The organism is Streptomyces hydrogenans (assembly GCF_014656075.1).
GTDB lineage: Bacteria > Actinomycetota > Actinomycetes > Streptomycetales > Streptomycetaceae > Streptomyces > Streptomyces hydrogenans.
The window spans coordinates 20,841-34,360 of the sequence record NZ_BNBS01000086.1 but is presented as its reverse complement, the minus strand read 5'-3'; the positions used below and the strand labels follow the sequence as shown (position 1 = coordinate 34,360).

12 protein-coding genes and 1 pseudogene are annotated in these 13,520 nt (G+C 73.7%); 10 read left to right on the top strand and 3 right to left on the bottom strand.

Features of this window, described 5'->3' with window-relative positions:
- The 9 genes from IE321_RS29010 to IE321_RS28970 all read left to right on the top strand — a co-directional run.
- On the top strand, positions 1-438 hold a 438-nt coding region (locus tag IE321_RS29010; protein ID WP_190225097.1), incomplete at its 5' end, for a hypothetical protein.
- Positions 439-537: 99 nt separating this feature from the next.
- Positions 538-1,119 carry a TetR/AcrR family transcriptional regulator gene (locus IE321_RS29005; RefSeq protein WP_043232713.1) on the top strand — a complete coding sequence of 194 codons (582 nt, stop codon included), beginning with the start codon at positions 538-540 and terminating at the stop codon, positions 1,117-1,119.
- Positions 1,120-1,425: 306 nt separating this feature from the next.
- On the top strand, positions 1,426-2,445 hold the full coding sequence (locus IE321_RS29000) for an agmatine deiminase family protein (protein WP_190225096.1): 1,020 nt from the start codon (positions 1,426-1,428) through the stop codon (positions 2,443-2,445).
- Positions 2,446-2,510: 65 nt separating this feature from the next.
- Positions 2,511-4,184 carry an ABC transporter substrate-binding protein gene (locus IE321_RS28995; protein WP_190225095.1) on the top strand — a complete coding sequence of 558 codons (1,674 nt, stop codon included), beginning with the start codon at positions 2,511-2,513 and terminating at the stop codon, positions 4,182-4,184.
- Positions 4,181-5,149, top strand: coding sequence for an ABC transporter permease (locus IE321_RS28990; protein ID WP_226652741.1), 969 nt, complete (start codon positions 4,181-4,183; stop codon positions 5,147-5,149). Before IE321_RS28995 ends, IE321_RS28990 begins: the two co-directional genes overlap by 4 nt.
- The gene (locus IE321_RS28985) at positions 5,146-6,006 is read left to right on the top strand and encodes an ABC transporter permease (protein WP_190225094.1); all 861 of its coding nucleotides are present in this window, start codon (positions 5,146-5,148) and stop codon (positions 6,004-6,006) included. Before IE321_RS28990 ends, IE321_RS28985 begins: the two co-directional genes overlap by 4 nt.
- Complete coding sequence (locus IE321_RS28980; RefSeq protein WP_043230738.1) at positions 6,003-6,992, top strand: ABC transporter ATP-binding protein; 990 nt, start codon at positions 6,003-6,005, stop codon at positions 6,990-6,992. Before IE321_RS28985 ends, IE321_RS28980 begins: the two co-directional genes overlap by 4 nt.
- Positions 6,985-7,815 carry an ABC transporter ATP-binding protein gene (locus tag IE321_RS28975; RefSeq protein WP_190225093.1) on the top strand — a complete coding sequence of 277 codons (831 nt, stop codon included), beginning with the start codon at positions 6,985-6,987 and terminating at the stop codon, positions 7,813-7,815. Before IE321_RS28980 ends, IE321_RS28975 begins: the two co-directional genes overlap by 8 nt.
- Before the next feature lie 12 nt (positions 7,816-7,827).
- Entirely contained in the window at positions 7,828-8,928 is a 1,101-nt protein-coding gene (locus IE321_RS28970) for an agmatine deiminase family protein (RefSeq protein ID WP_226652740.1), read from the top strand.
- 89 nt (positions 8,929-9,017) lie between these two features.
- Here the strand turns inward: IE321_RS28970 and IE321_RS28965 are convergent, their stop codons facing one another.
- Entirely contained in the window at positions 9,018-10,316 is a 1,299-nt protein-coding gene (locus tag IE321_RS28965; protein WP_190225092.1) for an ATP-grasp domain-containing protein, read from the bottom strand.
- A gap of 155 nt (positions 10,317-10,471) precedes the next feature.
- Entirely contained in the window at positions 10,472-11,683 is a 1,212-nt protein-coding gene (locus IE321_RS28960) for a pyridoxal phosphate-dependent aminotransferase (protein ID WP_190225091.1), read from the bottom strand.
- 100 nt (positions 11,684-11,783) lie between these two features.
- Between IE321_RS28960 and IE321_RS28955 the strand changes: the two are divergent.
- Positions 11,784-12,137 (top strand): annotated as a pseudogene (locus tag IE321_RS28955) (winged helix-turn-helix transcriptional regulator); the annotation flags it as partial.
- 95 nt (positions 12,138-12,232) lie between these two features.
- Here the strand turns inward: IE321_RS28955 and ectB are convergent.
- Entirely contained in the window at positions 12,233-13,483 is a 1,251-nt protein-coding gene (ectB, locus tag IE321_RS28950; protein WP_043230753.1) for a diaminobutyrate--2-oxoglutarate transaminase, read from the bottom strand.
- Positions 13,484-13,520: the final 37 nt, after the last annotated feature.

The window sequence follows — 13,520 nt, the reverse complement described above, 5'->3', positions numbered from 1 at the left end:
CGGACCTCGGCGGGCGGCGCGGCGGCGGGCGCGCGGGCGCCGGAGGGCGCGGGGGCCGGCCCGTTCCGTCCCGACGGGTACGCGGACGTCGAGCTGACCGCGCCGGACGACGGCTACGAGTTCGACCTGGACACCGGGAAGGTGGTCCCGGCCGAGACCGCGTCCTGGTACCTGGCCCGTGAGGGGGACGCCTTCGTCGTGCCCGAGGACGCCGACGCGTTCGTGGCCTCGGGGTACGCCCTGGGTCCGGCCGACTGCGTGCGGGGGCTGGACACGGAGCCGGTGACGGACCTGTCCTTCGGCGAGCTCGCCGACGAGCGCCCCTTCTGCCTGCGGAGCCCCGACGGCCGGCGGATCGCCGTGGTCCGGCTGGTCGAGGCGGCGCCCGGGGGAGGGTCCGTGACGGTCGTGGCGAGCCGGTACGGGGCGGGCGGTTGAGCGCCCGGGGGTCCGCGGGGCCGGGCCGCGCGGTGCGGGGCGAGTCGGAGGGCGACGGCGGCGGACGCGGCACCCGGCCGTCCGGATAGGGTTCGTGACATGGCGTCTCGCAGTACTCAGATCCTGGAAGCGGCCGCGCGGGTGATCGCCCGGCGCGGGGTCCGCGGTCTCCGCGTGGAGGAACTGGCGGAGGAGGCCGGGGTCTCCACCGGCCTGATCTACTACCACTTCAAGGACCGCACGGGTGTCCTGCGCCGCACCCTGGAGTACATCAACGACCGGGCCGAGCGGTACACCACGGCCCAGGACGACGGCGCGGAGCCGCCGACCCCCCGCGAGGAGCTCGACCAGGTGCTGCTCCTGGAGCTCCAGGACACCCCGGAGGTGCGCGAGAACAGCACCGCCTGGGGCGAGCTGCGGGCGAGCGCCGTCTTCGACCCCGTCCTGCGCGAGGACCTCGCCCGGGCGACCCTGGTGTGGGTGCAGGAGGTGGCCGCCCTGCTCGGCCAGGTGCGGCCGCTGGCACCGGCCGCCACGCTGGCGGCCGCGGCCGAGCGGCTCACGGCCCTGCTGGAGGGCCTCAGCATGCGCTGGCTGAGCGGCGGTCTCGCCCTCGGCCACGCGCGCGCCCTCATGGCCGAGGCCATCGAGGTGGAGCTGGCCGGCCTGAGCCGGCCGTAGCCCCCGGTCCGCGGCGACGCGCCCCCGCCTCCTCCCGTGGAGACAGGTGCGGGACCGCGCGTCCGAACTCTTGACTGAAATTTCAGTCAGTGCCACAGTGAGGCCACCGCAAGGCCGCAGAAGGGCCACCGCACGGCGACGCCGAAGGGCCGGGCCGCGGCGCGCAAGCCCGGAACCCTCCTCGTTCCCCCCTCTCTCGTCCGTGCCGGGGCGGGCCTCCCGGTCGCGCTGCCCCCTCGCGCGGCCCCGCCGCATCACCTGACTGAAGCTGACTGAATTTTCAGTCAATCCAGGAAAAGAGACACCATGACCACGACCGGTTTCCGTATGCCCGCCGAGTGGGCCGAGCACGAGGGCTGCCTCATGGCCTGGCCCACCCGCGCCGACCTCTGGGACGGCGTCCTCTCCGCCGTACAGGACGAGTACGCCGAGGTCGCCCGCGCCATCGCCCGCTTCGAACCCGTCACCATGGTCGCCCCGCCCGGATCCGGCGACGCCGCCCGCGCCCACTGCGGCGACGGCGTCACCGTCATCGAACTCCCCCTCGACGACTCCTGGTTCCGCGACTCGGCCCCGCTCTTCGTGCTCGACGCCGACGGGAACCGGGCCGGCGTCGACTTCCGCTTCAACGCCTGGGGCGGCAAGCACCACCCGTACGACTCCGACGACCGGATCAGCGCCCTGCTCCTGGAGCGGCTCGGCGTCGAACGGATCGCCTCCGACATGATCCTGGAGGGCGGGGCGATCACCGTCGACGGCGAGGGCACGCTCATCACCACCGAGCAGTGCCTCCTCCACCCCAACCGCAACCCCGGCCTGACCCGCGAGCGGATCGAGGCCGAACTCAAGGCCCGGCTCGGCGTCGAGAAGGTGATCTGGCTCCCGTACGGCGGGCTGCTCGACACGGAGACCGACGGCCACGTCGACGGCGTCTGCGCCTTCGCCGCCCCCGGCAGGGTCGTCGTCTCCCTGCCCGACGACCCCGCGCACCCCGACCACGCCCGGATGCGCGCCAACCGCGCCGTCCTGGAGGCGACGACCGACGCGCGCGGCCGGTCCCTGGAGATCGTCGACGTCCCCCAGACCGCCTTCGCCGAGGTCGCCGGCGTCCGCGTCGAGGTCTCGTACCTCAACTACTACGTGGCCAACGGCGGCGTCGTCGTCCCCGTGGCCGACGCCCCCCAGGACGAGGCCGCGCTGAAGGCGATCGCCGCCGCCCACCCGGCCCGCGAGGTCGTCGGCGTCCCCGCGCCGGTCATCGCGTACGGCGGAGGCGGCGTCCACTGCATCACCCAGCAGATCCCGGCGGCCCGCGCCGGCGCGTGACCGCCGGGTAGGGCCCCGCCGCACCCCGTCCCCCTCCCCCCGCCGTACCGAAAGTGAGCGCGACGATGAGCACCGCACCGCCCCCGCCCCGCGTCCGGAGACGCCGCCCGGTCAGGACCGCGCTCGCGGCCCTCGCCGCGGCCGCCCTCCTCGCAGCCGTCCCGGCCTGCGCCGGCCCGCCCGGGAGCGGGGGCGGGGGAGAGGCCTTCGCGCTCTCGGCCGGAACGCCCCGGCCCCAGGGCGAGATCGACTCCTTCACCTGGGCCGTCTACGCCGAACCGCCCACGCTCGACTACACGGCGGCCTTCGACTATCCGCAGAACACGATCCTCTCCAACGTCTGCGAGAGCCTGATGCGGTGGACCCCCGGGCTCACCCTCGAACCCGGCCTCGCCGAGAAGGCGACCAACCCCGACCCGCGCACCTGGGTGTACGACCTCCGGCGCGGAGTGCGGTTCCACGACGGCCGGACCATGACCGCCGAGGACGTCGTCTTCAGCCTCGGCCGGCAGCGCGACCCGGCGAACGCCGCCGCCTGGGCGCAGAACTTCCAGAACGTCGCGGACATCCGCGCCACCGGCCCCCTCCAGGTCACCGTCCGGCTCAAGAAGCCCGACTCGCAGTTCCCGCAGTACATGGCCACCGCCGCCGGCGTCGTCGCCTCCAAGGCGGGCGTCCTCGCCGCGGGCGACGACTACGGCACCTCCGGCGGCCTCGCCTGCACCGGGCCCTTCACCCTGGGCGACTGGCAGAAGGGCCAGTCCCTCGAACTGCGGCGCTTCGACGGCTACCGGGGCCCCCGCGCCAAGGCCGGCAAGGTCGTCTTCCGCTTCCTCACCGACCCCTCCGCCCGCACCAACGCCCTGCTCAGCGGCGAGGCCGACGGCGGCTACCTCATCCCGACCGAGAGCTACGGACGCCTCAAGGACAGCGGCGTCGGCACCCTCTACTTCGGCGAGGGCCTCAGCACCGTCAACCTCGGCATCACCACCATGGACGGCCCGCTCGGCGACGTCCGCGTCCGCCGGGCGCTCTCCCTCGCCCTGGACCGCGCCGGATTCGTGCAGGCGGGCCTCGGCGGAGCCGGTACCGCCACCACCTCCCTCACCACCCGCGCCGCCTGGGCCGGAGCCTCGCCCGCCGTCCGCGAGGCCGCCTTCGCCGGACTGCCGCCCACCGCACGGGACATCGAGAAGGCCCGCGCGCTCGTCGAGGAGGCCGGCGCCACCGGCCGCACCCTGACCGTCGCCACCAGCTCCATAGGCCAGGACGTCTCCCTCCTCGCCACCGTCGTCCAGGCCGCCGGCAGCGAGATCGGCCTGAAGGTCGAGCTCAAGTCCGTCGCCCCCAACGCCTTCACCGCCCTCTTCACCGACCCCGAGGCACGCGAGGGCATCGACGCCTTCCCGCTCACCTACTACGACTCCGTCACCGACCCGCTCGACCTCCTGACCAACTTCAGGACCGGCGCCTACCTCAACTTCGCCGGATTCAGCGACCGGCGGTACGACGCCCTCGTCGAACAGGCCACCGCCACCTACGACAAGGACCGGCGCCTGGGCATCGAGGCCCAGCTCCAGAAACTGACCGCCGAACACCTCCCCTGGATCCCGGTCGCGGAGTGGCCCACCGCCCTCTTCCTCAACAAGCGGATCACCGGAGCCCCGACCACCATCGCCTACATGTACTACCCGTGGGCCGCCGACATCGGCGCCGCCGCCGCGGGGGCCGCCCCGTGAACCCCACCGCCTTCCTGAGGTTCACCGCGCGCCGGGTCGCCGAGATGGCGGTCACCCTCCTCATCGCCTCGTTCGCCGTCTTCGGCGCCCTCTACCTCGCCCCCGGCAGCCCCGCGAGCTTCCTCCTCGCCGGCCGCTCCCCCTCACCCGAGGCCCTCGCCGCCCTCACCGCCCGCCACCACCTCGACGACCCCTTCGCCCTGCGCTACCTCCACTGGCTCGGCGACGTGCTCCAGGGCGACTTCGGCCGCTCGCTCACCTACCGCACCGACGTCTCGCGCCTCCTCGCCGACCGGCTGCCCACCACCCTGCTCCTCGTCACCATGGCGCTGGCCGTCGTCCTGACCGCCGGGCTCGTGCTCGGCCGGATCGCCGCCGTGCGCGGCGGCCGGACCGACGCCGCCGTACTCGTCGCCACCACCCTCGCCATCGGCACCCCGTCCTTCGTCGCGGCCGTCCTCCTCCAGGGGCTCTTCGCCGTCCGCCTCGGCTGGTTCCCCAGCAGCGGCGCGGGCGACGGCCTCCTCGACCGGATCTGGCACCTCACCCTGCCCGCCGTCGCCCTCGCGCTCTACCTGATCGGGATGCTCGCGCGGGTCACCAGGACCGCCATGCTCGAAGCCCTCGACAGCGAACACGTGACGGTCGCCCGCGGCCGGGGCGTCCCCGAACACCTCGTGATCCGCCGCCACGTCCTGCGCAACGCGCTCGGCACCGTCCTCACCACCGGCGGACTGATCGTCGCCACCCTGCTGGTCTGCACGATCCTCGTCGAGACCGCCTTCAGCATCGGCGGCATCGGCCAGCTCCTCGAACTGGCCACCACCACCAAGGACTTCCCGACCGTGCAGGCCGTCTCGCTCATCATCGTCGCCCTGTTCATGACCGTGAACCTGGTCGTCGACCTGCTGCTGCCGCTGGTGGACCCCCGCATCACCCTCGGCACGAGGGGGGCCGCCGCGTGACCGCCGTCCTCACCCGGCGCCCCGGGCTCGCCAAGGTCACCGTCCGCAAGGGCGGTTCACTCCTCCACCGGGCCGCGCTCGGCTTCGCCGGACTCGTCGTCCTCGCCGCGCTCCTCGCCCCCTGGATCGCCCCCCACGACCCCAACGCCGTCGACCTCGGGGCCGCGCTCGCCGGACCCTCCGCCGACCACCCCCTCGGCGTCGACGCCGCCGGCCGCGACACCCTCTCCCGGCTGCTCCTCGGAGCCCGCACCTCCCTGCTCGGCCCGCTCGGCGTGGTCGTCCTCTCCACCCTCCTCGGCGTCGCCGCCGGCACCGCCGCCGCCTGGCGCGGAGGCCGCCTCGACACGCTGATCTCCCGCTCCACCGAGCTCGTCTTCGCCTTCCCCGGCATGCTGCTCGCCATCCTCGTCGTCTCGATCCACGGGGAGGGGCTGCTCGCGCCCGTCGTCGCCCTGGGCGTGGCCTACCTGCCCTACGTCAGCCGGCTCACCCGCACCCTCGTCCTCGCCGAACGCGCCCGCCCCTACGTGAGCGCCTACCAGGTCCAGGGGCACTCGGCCCTCCAGATCTGTCTGCGCCACGTCCTGCCCAACATCGCGCCCGTCGTGCTCGCCCAGTCCACCATCAACTTCGGCTACGCCCTCATGGACCTCGCCGGACTCTCCTTCCTCGGCCTCGGCGTGCCCCCGCTCACGCCCGACTGGGGCCGGATGGTCTTCGACGGCCAGACCGCCGTCCAGCGCGGCTACCCGCTCTCCGCGGTCCTGCCGTGCGTCCTCGTCGTGCTCACCGTCGTCGCCTTCAACGTGGCCGGAGAGCGCTGGGCCGACCGTGTCGCCAGGAGAGACCGATGACCACACCACCCGCCCTGGAGATCCGGGGGCTGCGCCTCACCCTCCCCGGCGCCGCCCGTCCCGTCCTCGACGGCGTCGACCTCACCGTCGGCCCGGGCGAGACAGTCGCCCTCGTCGGCGAGTCCGGCTCCGGCAAGTCCCTCACCTCACGAGGCGCCCTCGGCCTGCTGCCCGCCGGCGCGGTCACCGAGGGAGCCGTCCTCGTCGACGGCGAGGACGTCCTCACCGCCCCGCCGGACCGGCTGCGCGCCCTGCGCACCGGGCGCGTCGCCATGGTCTTCCAGGACCCCCGGGCCACCCTCAACCCGCTGCGCCGCATCGGGGACTTCCTCACCGAGGGCGCCCGCGCGGCCGGCGTCGAACCGGCCGCCGCGACCGACCGGGCCACCGGACTGCTGCGGGCCGTCGGGCTCGACGCGTCCGTCCTCGCCGCCTACCCGGGCCAGGTCTCCGGCGGCATGCTGCAACGCGTCGTGATCGCCGCCGCGCTCATGGGCGACCCCGTCCTGCTGCTCGCCGACGAACCCACCACCGCGCTCGACGTCATCACCCAGGCCGAGGTGATCGCGCTCCTCGTCCGGCTCCGGGAGAGCTTCCGCACCGGACTCCTCTTCGTCACCCACGACCTCGACCTCGCCGCCGCCGTCAGCGACCGCGTCCACGTCATGTACGCGGGGCGGATCGTCGAATCCGGCCCCGCCGAGGACGTGTTCGCGCGGCCCCTGCACCCGTACACCACGGCCCTGCTCGCCTCCACCCCCCGCCTCACCGCCCCCGGCGGCAGGCTCTCCGCCATCCCCGGCCGGCCGCCAGACCCGCGCACCCCGCTGACCGGCTGCGCCTTCGCCGCCCGCTGCCCGCTCGCCACCGACACCTGCCGGGAGACGCCCCCGGAGGCCCGGCGGGCCCCCGGCCGGCCCGACCACCACGCCGCCTGCCACCACAGCGCACGGCTCGCGGACGAAGGAGCGGTCCTCGATGTCTGAACCCCTGCTGAGCGTCACCGGCCTGAGCCGCGCCTTCGGCGCCGTGCGGGCCGTGGACGACGTCTCCTTCACCCTGCCCGAGGGCGGCTCGCTCGGCATCGTCGGAGGCTCCGGCTCCGGCAAGACCACCACCGCCCGGATCGTCGTCGGCCTGGAGCGGGCCGACGAGGGGGAGGTGCGCCTCCGCGGCCGGGTCCGGCCCGCCCGCGCCCGGGGCAGGGCCGAGCGCCTCGCCCGGGCCCGCGAGGTCCAGATGGTCTTCCAGGACCCCTACCTCTCCCTCGACCCCCGGACCACCGTCGACCGGATGCTGCGCGAGACCCTGCGGCTGCACTTCCCCGACCGGGACCCCGCGCCGCGCGTCCGCGAACTCCTCGACCAGGTCGGCCTCGGCACCCGCGCCGCCGGCGCGCTGCCCAAGGCCCTCTCCGGCGGTCAGCGGCAGCGGGTCGCCATCGCCCGCGCCCTCGCCGTCGAACCGGCCGTCCTCGTCCTCGACGAGGCGGTCGCCGCCCTCGACGTCTCCGTCCAGGCCCAGATCCTCAACCTGCTCGCCGACATCCGCGAACAGACCCCGGTCGGCTACCTCTTCATCACCCACGACCTCGGCGTGGTCCGGTGCGTCACCGACGAGGTCCTCGTCATGCGCCACGGCCGCGTCGTCGAGGCGGGCGCCACCGCGCGGGTGCTCGCCGCGCCGCACCACCCCTACACCCGGCTGCTCCTGGACTCGGTCCCGCGTCCCGGCTGGAACCCGGCCCGGATCGCGGCGGCCCGCCAGGAGCTGTCGTCCCCGCAGGCAACCCCCACACAGGAGGCATGAATGATCCGAGGCATGAACCGGCGAGGTTTCCTCCTCGCCGCCGGGGCCACCGCCGCCGGCGCCGCGCTCGCCACCACGACCACGCAGGGCCGCGCCCGCGCCGCCGGCGCGTACCGCGTCCCGGTCGAGGACGTCCGGCACACCCGTACGTGGATGGCCTGGCCGGACAGCACCTCCATCTGGGGCGGCCGGCTGAGCGGCGTCCAGGCGGACATCGCCCTGATCGCCCGGACGATCGCGAAGTACGAGCCGGTCGTCCTGTGCGCCAACGCGGGCAGCGTGTCCCGGGCCCGCACGATGTGCGGGCCCACGGTCACCGTCATCGGCTCGATCCCGGTCGACGACTGCTGGATGCGCGACTCGGGCCCCGTCTTCCGCACCGACGGCTACGGCGGGCTGGACGCCGTCGGCCTCAACTTCAACGGCTGGGGCAACAAGCAGGCCCACGCCAGGGACGCCCTGGTCGCCGAGCGGATCGCCGCGTACACCGGCGTCCCGTTCACCTCCGCCGACCTGGTCGGCGAGGGCGGCGCCATCGAGCAGGACGGCGCCGGCACCCTCATGGCCACCCGCAGCAGCCTGGTGAACCGCAACCGCAACCCCGGGATGTCGGAGCGGCAGCTGGAGACGGCGATGTGCGACGCGTACGGCGCCTCGAAGGTGATCTGGTTCGACGGCGTCTACGGCCAGGACATCACCGACGACCACGTCGACGCCACGTCCCGCTTCCTGGCGCCCGGCGAGGCCCTCGTCCAGATGCCGCTCTCCACCGACACCGACGCCTACGCCAAGGACGCGCGGCAGCAGTACGCCGTCCTGTCCGCCGCGACGACCGCCGCCGGCCGGCCGATGGACGTCATGCGCCTCCAGGGCCCCGACTACAACCGGATCCGCTCCACCAACCGGGACTTCCTGGCCTCCTACGCCAACTTCTACCTCTGCAACGGCGCCGTCATCAGCGCCCACTTCGGCGACACCCGCGCCGACGAGGCGGCCAGGGCGACCCTGACCCGGCTCTACCCGGACCGGGTGGTCGAGCAGCTGAACATCGACCGCCTCGGCACGGGCGGCGGCGGCATCCACTGCGTGACCCAGCAGCAGCCCACCGCCTGATCCGTCCGAAGCCCCACGCCACCGGGCCGGGGTGCCGTCGTCACGACGGCACCCCGGCCCGGTGCTTTCGCGCGTCCGGGGGCCGGCCGTCAGGCCGGGTCGGCCTCGATGGTCAGCTCGACGCGGGCCGCGTAGGCGCGGACCTCGGCGTCGGGATCGGCGTCCCACGGGAGGTCGGCGACGACGTACGCCGAGCGGCCGGAGGAGTCGGCGAGGGTGCCCAGGCGGGAGCCGCGCGGGAGTCCGACCATGACGGACGCGCAGCGGGCCGGGGCGTCCGGGGCGGTGGCCTCGACGAGGGGCCACACGGCGTCGTCGGAGATCCAGGCGACCGGCTCGCCCTCGTAGCGGACGTCCGTGAGACGGCCGGGGCGGTGCTCGACGAAGCGCTGCACGGCCCGCCGGGTGGGCGTCGGGTAGTCGGGGCGCACGCCGAGGGCGAGGTCGACGATGGCCGGCTCGATCGGCTTGCCGGTGGCGAGGTGCCACATCATGGTGATGGCGTCGCCGGGAAGGCGGGCCGCTATCTCCATGAGGACCGGCTGGCCGTCTCGCAGCCGGAACTCGGCGTGGGTGATGCCGCTGTCGAAGCGGAGGGTCTTGAGGATCGCGGCGTTCGCCGCGACCAGCGCGTCCGTGTGGGCGAGCGGGAGGTCGGCCGGGCTGGTGTGGCCGATCTCGGTGAAGAAGCGGCTGTCGCCCTCGTTGGTGAGCTTGGCGGTGACGCCGCTCCAGAGCAGTTCGCCGTTGTGGACGAGGGCCTCGACGGAGAACTCGGGGCCCTCGACCAGTTCCTCGACCAGGATCGTCTCGTCCGGCTCGTAGGCGGTGAGCGCGGCGCGCAGCTCCTCGTCGTTCTCGACGCGGACGACGCCCGAGCTGAACATCCGGCCGGCCGGCTTGACGACGCAGGGGTACGCGTCGGAGGCGGCGGCGTCCCGCTGGTGGGGGGCGAAGGCCCGCCAGGCGGGGCCGTGGTCGCGGAGCAGGACCCGCTGCATGACCTTGTCCCGGCAGACCCGGGCCGCCCAGGTGCCCGGGCCCGGGAGGCCGAGGGCCTCGGAGAGCACGCCGCAGGGGTCGACGAAGACCTCGCCGCTGCAGATCACGCCGCGGACGTCGTAGTCGGCGACCCAGTCCTGCACCGAGGCCAGCACGCCGGCGATCACGGCGTCCGGGAACTGCCGGACGGCCTCGATCCGGGACAGCGGGTGGGCCGGGTCCGCGATGTGACCGTTCAGCTTGGGCAGGTCGGTGGTGGGGCCGACGACGACGAGCGGTGCCAGGCCGCGCTCCGCGATGTCGGTGATCAGGCGGTGCTGGCGGGCGAGGGCCGCCAGATCGCTCATGACGATCACGGCGGGCGGGCGTTCGCTCTGACGGTTCAACGGAGCTCCTCCGGTGGGATGCACCCCGGGTGTGGAGTGCGAGGAACGGTCACTGGATGATCTAGCTTGCCCGCCCGTGGTGTCCACGGTCCGGCGATACGTCAATCGAAGTGCGTCACAACGGAATTGGCCGGAACCGGATGTCCGTCCGCCCGCTACTGGCGGTAGGTGGAGAGGAAGCGGCCGATGCGGTTGATGGCGGTCTCCAGGTCGTCGGCGCGCGGCAGCGTGACGAAGCGGAAGTGGTCCGGGCGGGGCCAGTTGAAGCCGGTGCCCTGGACGAGGTGGATCTTCTCGCGCAGCAGCAGGTCGAGGACGAGCCGTTCGTCGTCGACGATCTTGTGCACGTCCGGGTCCAGCTTGGCGAAGGCGTACAGGGCGCCCTTCGGCTTGACGCAGCTCACGCCCGGGATCTCGTTGAGCGCCCGCCAGGCGACGTCGCGCTGTTCGGTGAGCCGGCCGTTCGGCAGGGTCAGGTCGTGGATGGACTGGTGGCCGCCGAGCGCGGCCTGGACGGCGTACTGCGCCGGCACGTTCGGGCAGAGCCGCATGCCGGCCAGCATGGTGAGGCCCTCCAGGTAGTCCCCGGCCTGCGCCTTCGGGCCGGAGACGACCAGCCAGCCGCTGCGGAAACCGGCCACGCGGTAGGACTTGGAGAGGCCGTTGAAGGTGAGGGTGACGACGTCGTCGCTGAGCGCGGCCAGGCAGTGGTGCTCGGTGTCGTCGTAGAGGATCTTGTCGTAGATCTCGTCGGCCAGCACCATCAGGCCGTGCCGGCGGGCGAGTTCGAGGATGCCCTCCAGGAGCTCCTTCGAATAGACCGCGCCCGTGGGGTTGTTCGGGTTGATGACGACGATGGCCTTGGTGCGGTCGGTGATCTTCGAGGCGATGTCGTCGAGGTCGGGGAACCAGTCCGCCTCCTCGTCGCACAGGTAGTGCACGGCCCGGCCGCCGGCGAACCGCACCACGGCGGTCCACAGCGGGTAGTCGGGCATCGGCACCAGGACCTCGTCGCCGTCGTCGACCAGCGCCTGCACGGCCATCTGGATGAGCTCGGAGGCGCCGTTGCCGAGGTAGACGTCGTCGACGGTCACGCCCTCGACCCCGCGCTGCTGGTAGTACTGCATCACCGCGCGCCGGGCGGGCAGGATGCCCCGGGCGTCGCTGTAGCCGTGCGCGTTGGGGAGGTTGCGGATGATGTCCTGGAGGATCTCCTCCGGCACCTCGAAGCCGAACGGCGCGGGGTTGCCGGTGTTCAGCCGCAGGACGCTGTGACCCGCCTCCTCCAGGGCGTTGGCCTGGTCGACGACCGGGCCACGGATCTCGTAGCACACGTCCTTCAACTTGCTGGACTGTCGAAAAATCATCTGCGGCCTCCCGACCGTGACCGTCATCCGCGCCGCCGTGGCTGCTTTGTTCTACCAAGTAGGCACTTGGAAAGTCCAACCCTTTGGCTATGCTGGCCCCATGCCACGCCGAAGCTACGACCAGTACTGCGCCGTCGCCCGAGCCCTGGACGCGGTGGGGGAGCGCTGGAGTCTGCTGATCGTCCGGGAGCTCCTGCACGGCCCGCGGCGGTACACCGACCTCCACGCCGACCTCCCCGGCGTCTCCACCGACATCCTCGCCAGCCGGCTCAAGCAGCTGGAGGGCGAGGACCTGGTCGAGCGCCGCCGCCTGGAGCGGCCCGCCAACGCGACCGTCTACCAGCTCACCCGGCGCGGCGCGGAACTGCGCCCGGTCGTCGAGGCCCTGGCCGGCTGGGGCCTCGACGCGCTCGGCGAACCGCGGCCGACGGACGCCGTCCGCACCCACTGGTTCACCGAACGCGGCCCGTCCGGGGAGGCCGCGGCCCGCACGCCCGAGACGGCCGCGCTGCCGGGCGCGTGACCGGGCGGCGCACCCCCGCCGGCGGCTCAGCCGCCGACGGTCGCGGCCACCGCCTCGCCCAACAGGTCGAGGCCCTCGGCCAGTTCGTCGTCACCGGCGGTCAGCGGCGGCAGCAGCTTCACCACCTCGTCCTCCGAGCCCGAGGTCTCCACCAGGAGGCCCCGGGCGAAGGCCGCGTCGGCCACCCGCCGGGCCACCGGCGCGTCCCGGAAGGCCAGGCCCCACGCCAGGCCGCGCCCGCGGTGCGCGGAGACGTGCGCCGCGTACCGCTCGGCCAGCTCGCCGAGCCGCTCGTCGAACAGCGCGCCCCGCACCTCGGTCTGCTTCTCCAGGGCGCTGTCCGCCCAGAACTCCCGCAGCGCCGCGGCGGCCGTCACGAAGGCCGGGTTGTTGCCCCGGAAGGTGCCGTTGTGCTCGCCCGGCTGCCAGACGTCCAGCTCGGTGCGGAAGAGCGTGAGCGCCATCGGGAGCCCGTACCCGCTCAGGGACTTGGAGAGGCAGACGATGTCCGGGGTGATCCCCGCGACCTCGAAGCTGAAGAACGGGCCGGTGCGCCCGCAGCCCATCTGGACGTCGTCCACGACCAGCAGGATGCCCCGCCGGTCGCACAGCTCCGCCAGGTCGGCGAGCCACGCCGGGCCCGCCGGGTTCACCCCGCCCTCGCCCTGCACCGTCTCCACGATCACGGCGGCGGGCAGGTCCAGGCCGCTGCTGCGGTCGGCCAGCATGCTGTCGAGCAGCTTCAGACCGGACACCTGGCCCCCGGCGAAGCCGTCGTACGGCAGGCGCCAGGTGTGCCCCAGCGGCACGCCGGCCCCCGCCCGCTTGGACGCGTTCCCGGTGACGGCCAGCGAGCCCAGCGACATGCCGTGGAAGGCGCCGGTGAACGCCACCACCGTCTGCCGCCCGGTCACCTTCCGGGCCAGTTTCAGCGCGGCCTCCACGCTGTTGGTGCCCGTCGGGCCGGGGAACTGCACCCGGTAGTCCAGCCGCCGGGGCGCGAGCACGCGCGCCCCGAACTCGGTCAGGAAGTCCTCCTTGGCCGCGGTCAGCATGTCCAGGCTGTGCGTGACGCCGTCCCGCTCCAGGTAGTCGAGCAGCGCCCGCTTCAGCACCGGGTGGTTGTGCCCGTAGTTGAGGGCGCCGGCGCCGGCGAAGAAGTCCAGGTGCGCGCGCCCGTCCCGGTCGTGGAGACGGCTGCCGCGGGCCCGGTCGAAGACCACCGGCCAGTTCCGGCTGTAGCTGCGGACCTCGGATTCGAGGGATGAGGCGTTCATGAGGGGTCTCCTCGGAGATGGGGGGTGGAAAGGGAGC

Bases quoted from the DNA above. Each gene is read 5' to 3' on its own strand.
- IE321_RS29005 (WP_043232713.1), top strand. From the start codon at position 538: ATGGCGTCTCGCAGTACTCAGATCCTGGAAGCGGCCGCGCGGGTGATC.
- IE321_RS29000 (WP_190225096.1), top strand. From the start codon at position 1,426: ATGACCACGACCGGTTTCCGTATGCCCGCCGAGTGGGCCGAGCACGAG.
- IE321_RS28995 (WP_190225095.1), top strand. From the start codon at position 2,511: ATGAGCACCGCACCGCCCCCGCCCCGCGTCCGGAGACGCCGCCCGGTC.
- IE321_RS28980 (WP_043230738.1), top strand. From the start codon at position 6,003: ATGACCACACCACCCGCCCTGGAGATCCGGGGGCTGCGCCTCACCCTC.
- IE321_RS28975 (WP_190225093.1), top strand. From the start codon at position 6,985: ATGTCTGAACCCCTGCTGAGCGTCACCGGCCTGAGCCGCGCCTTCGGC.
- IE321_RS28970 (WP_226652740.1), top strand. From the start codon at position 7,828: ATGAACCGGCGAGGTTTCCTCCTCGCCGCCGGGGCCACCGCCGCCGGC.
- IE321_RS28960 (WP_190225091.1), bottom strand. From the start codon at position 11,683: ATGATTTTTCGACAGTCCAGCAAGTTGAAGGACGTGTGCTACGAGATC.
- ectB (WP_043230753.1), bottom strand. From the start codon at position 13,483: ATGAACGCCTCATCCCTCGAATCCGAGGTCCGCAGCTACAGCCGGAAC.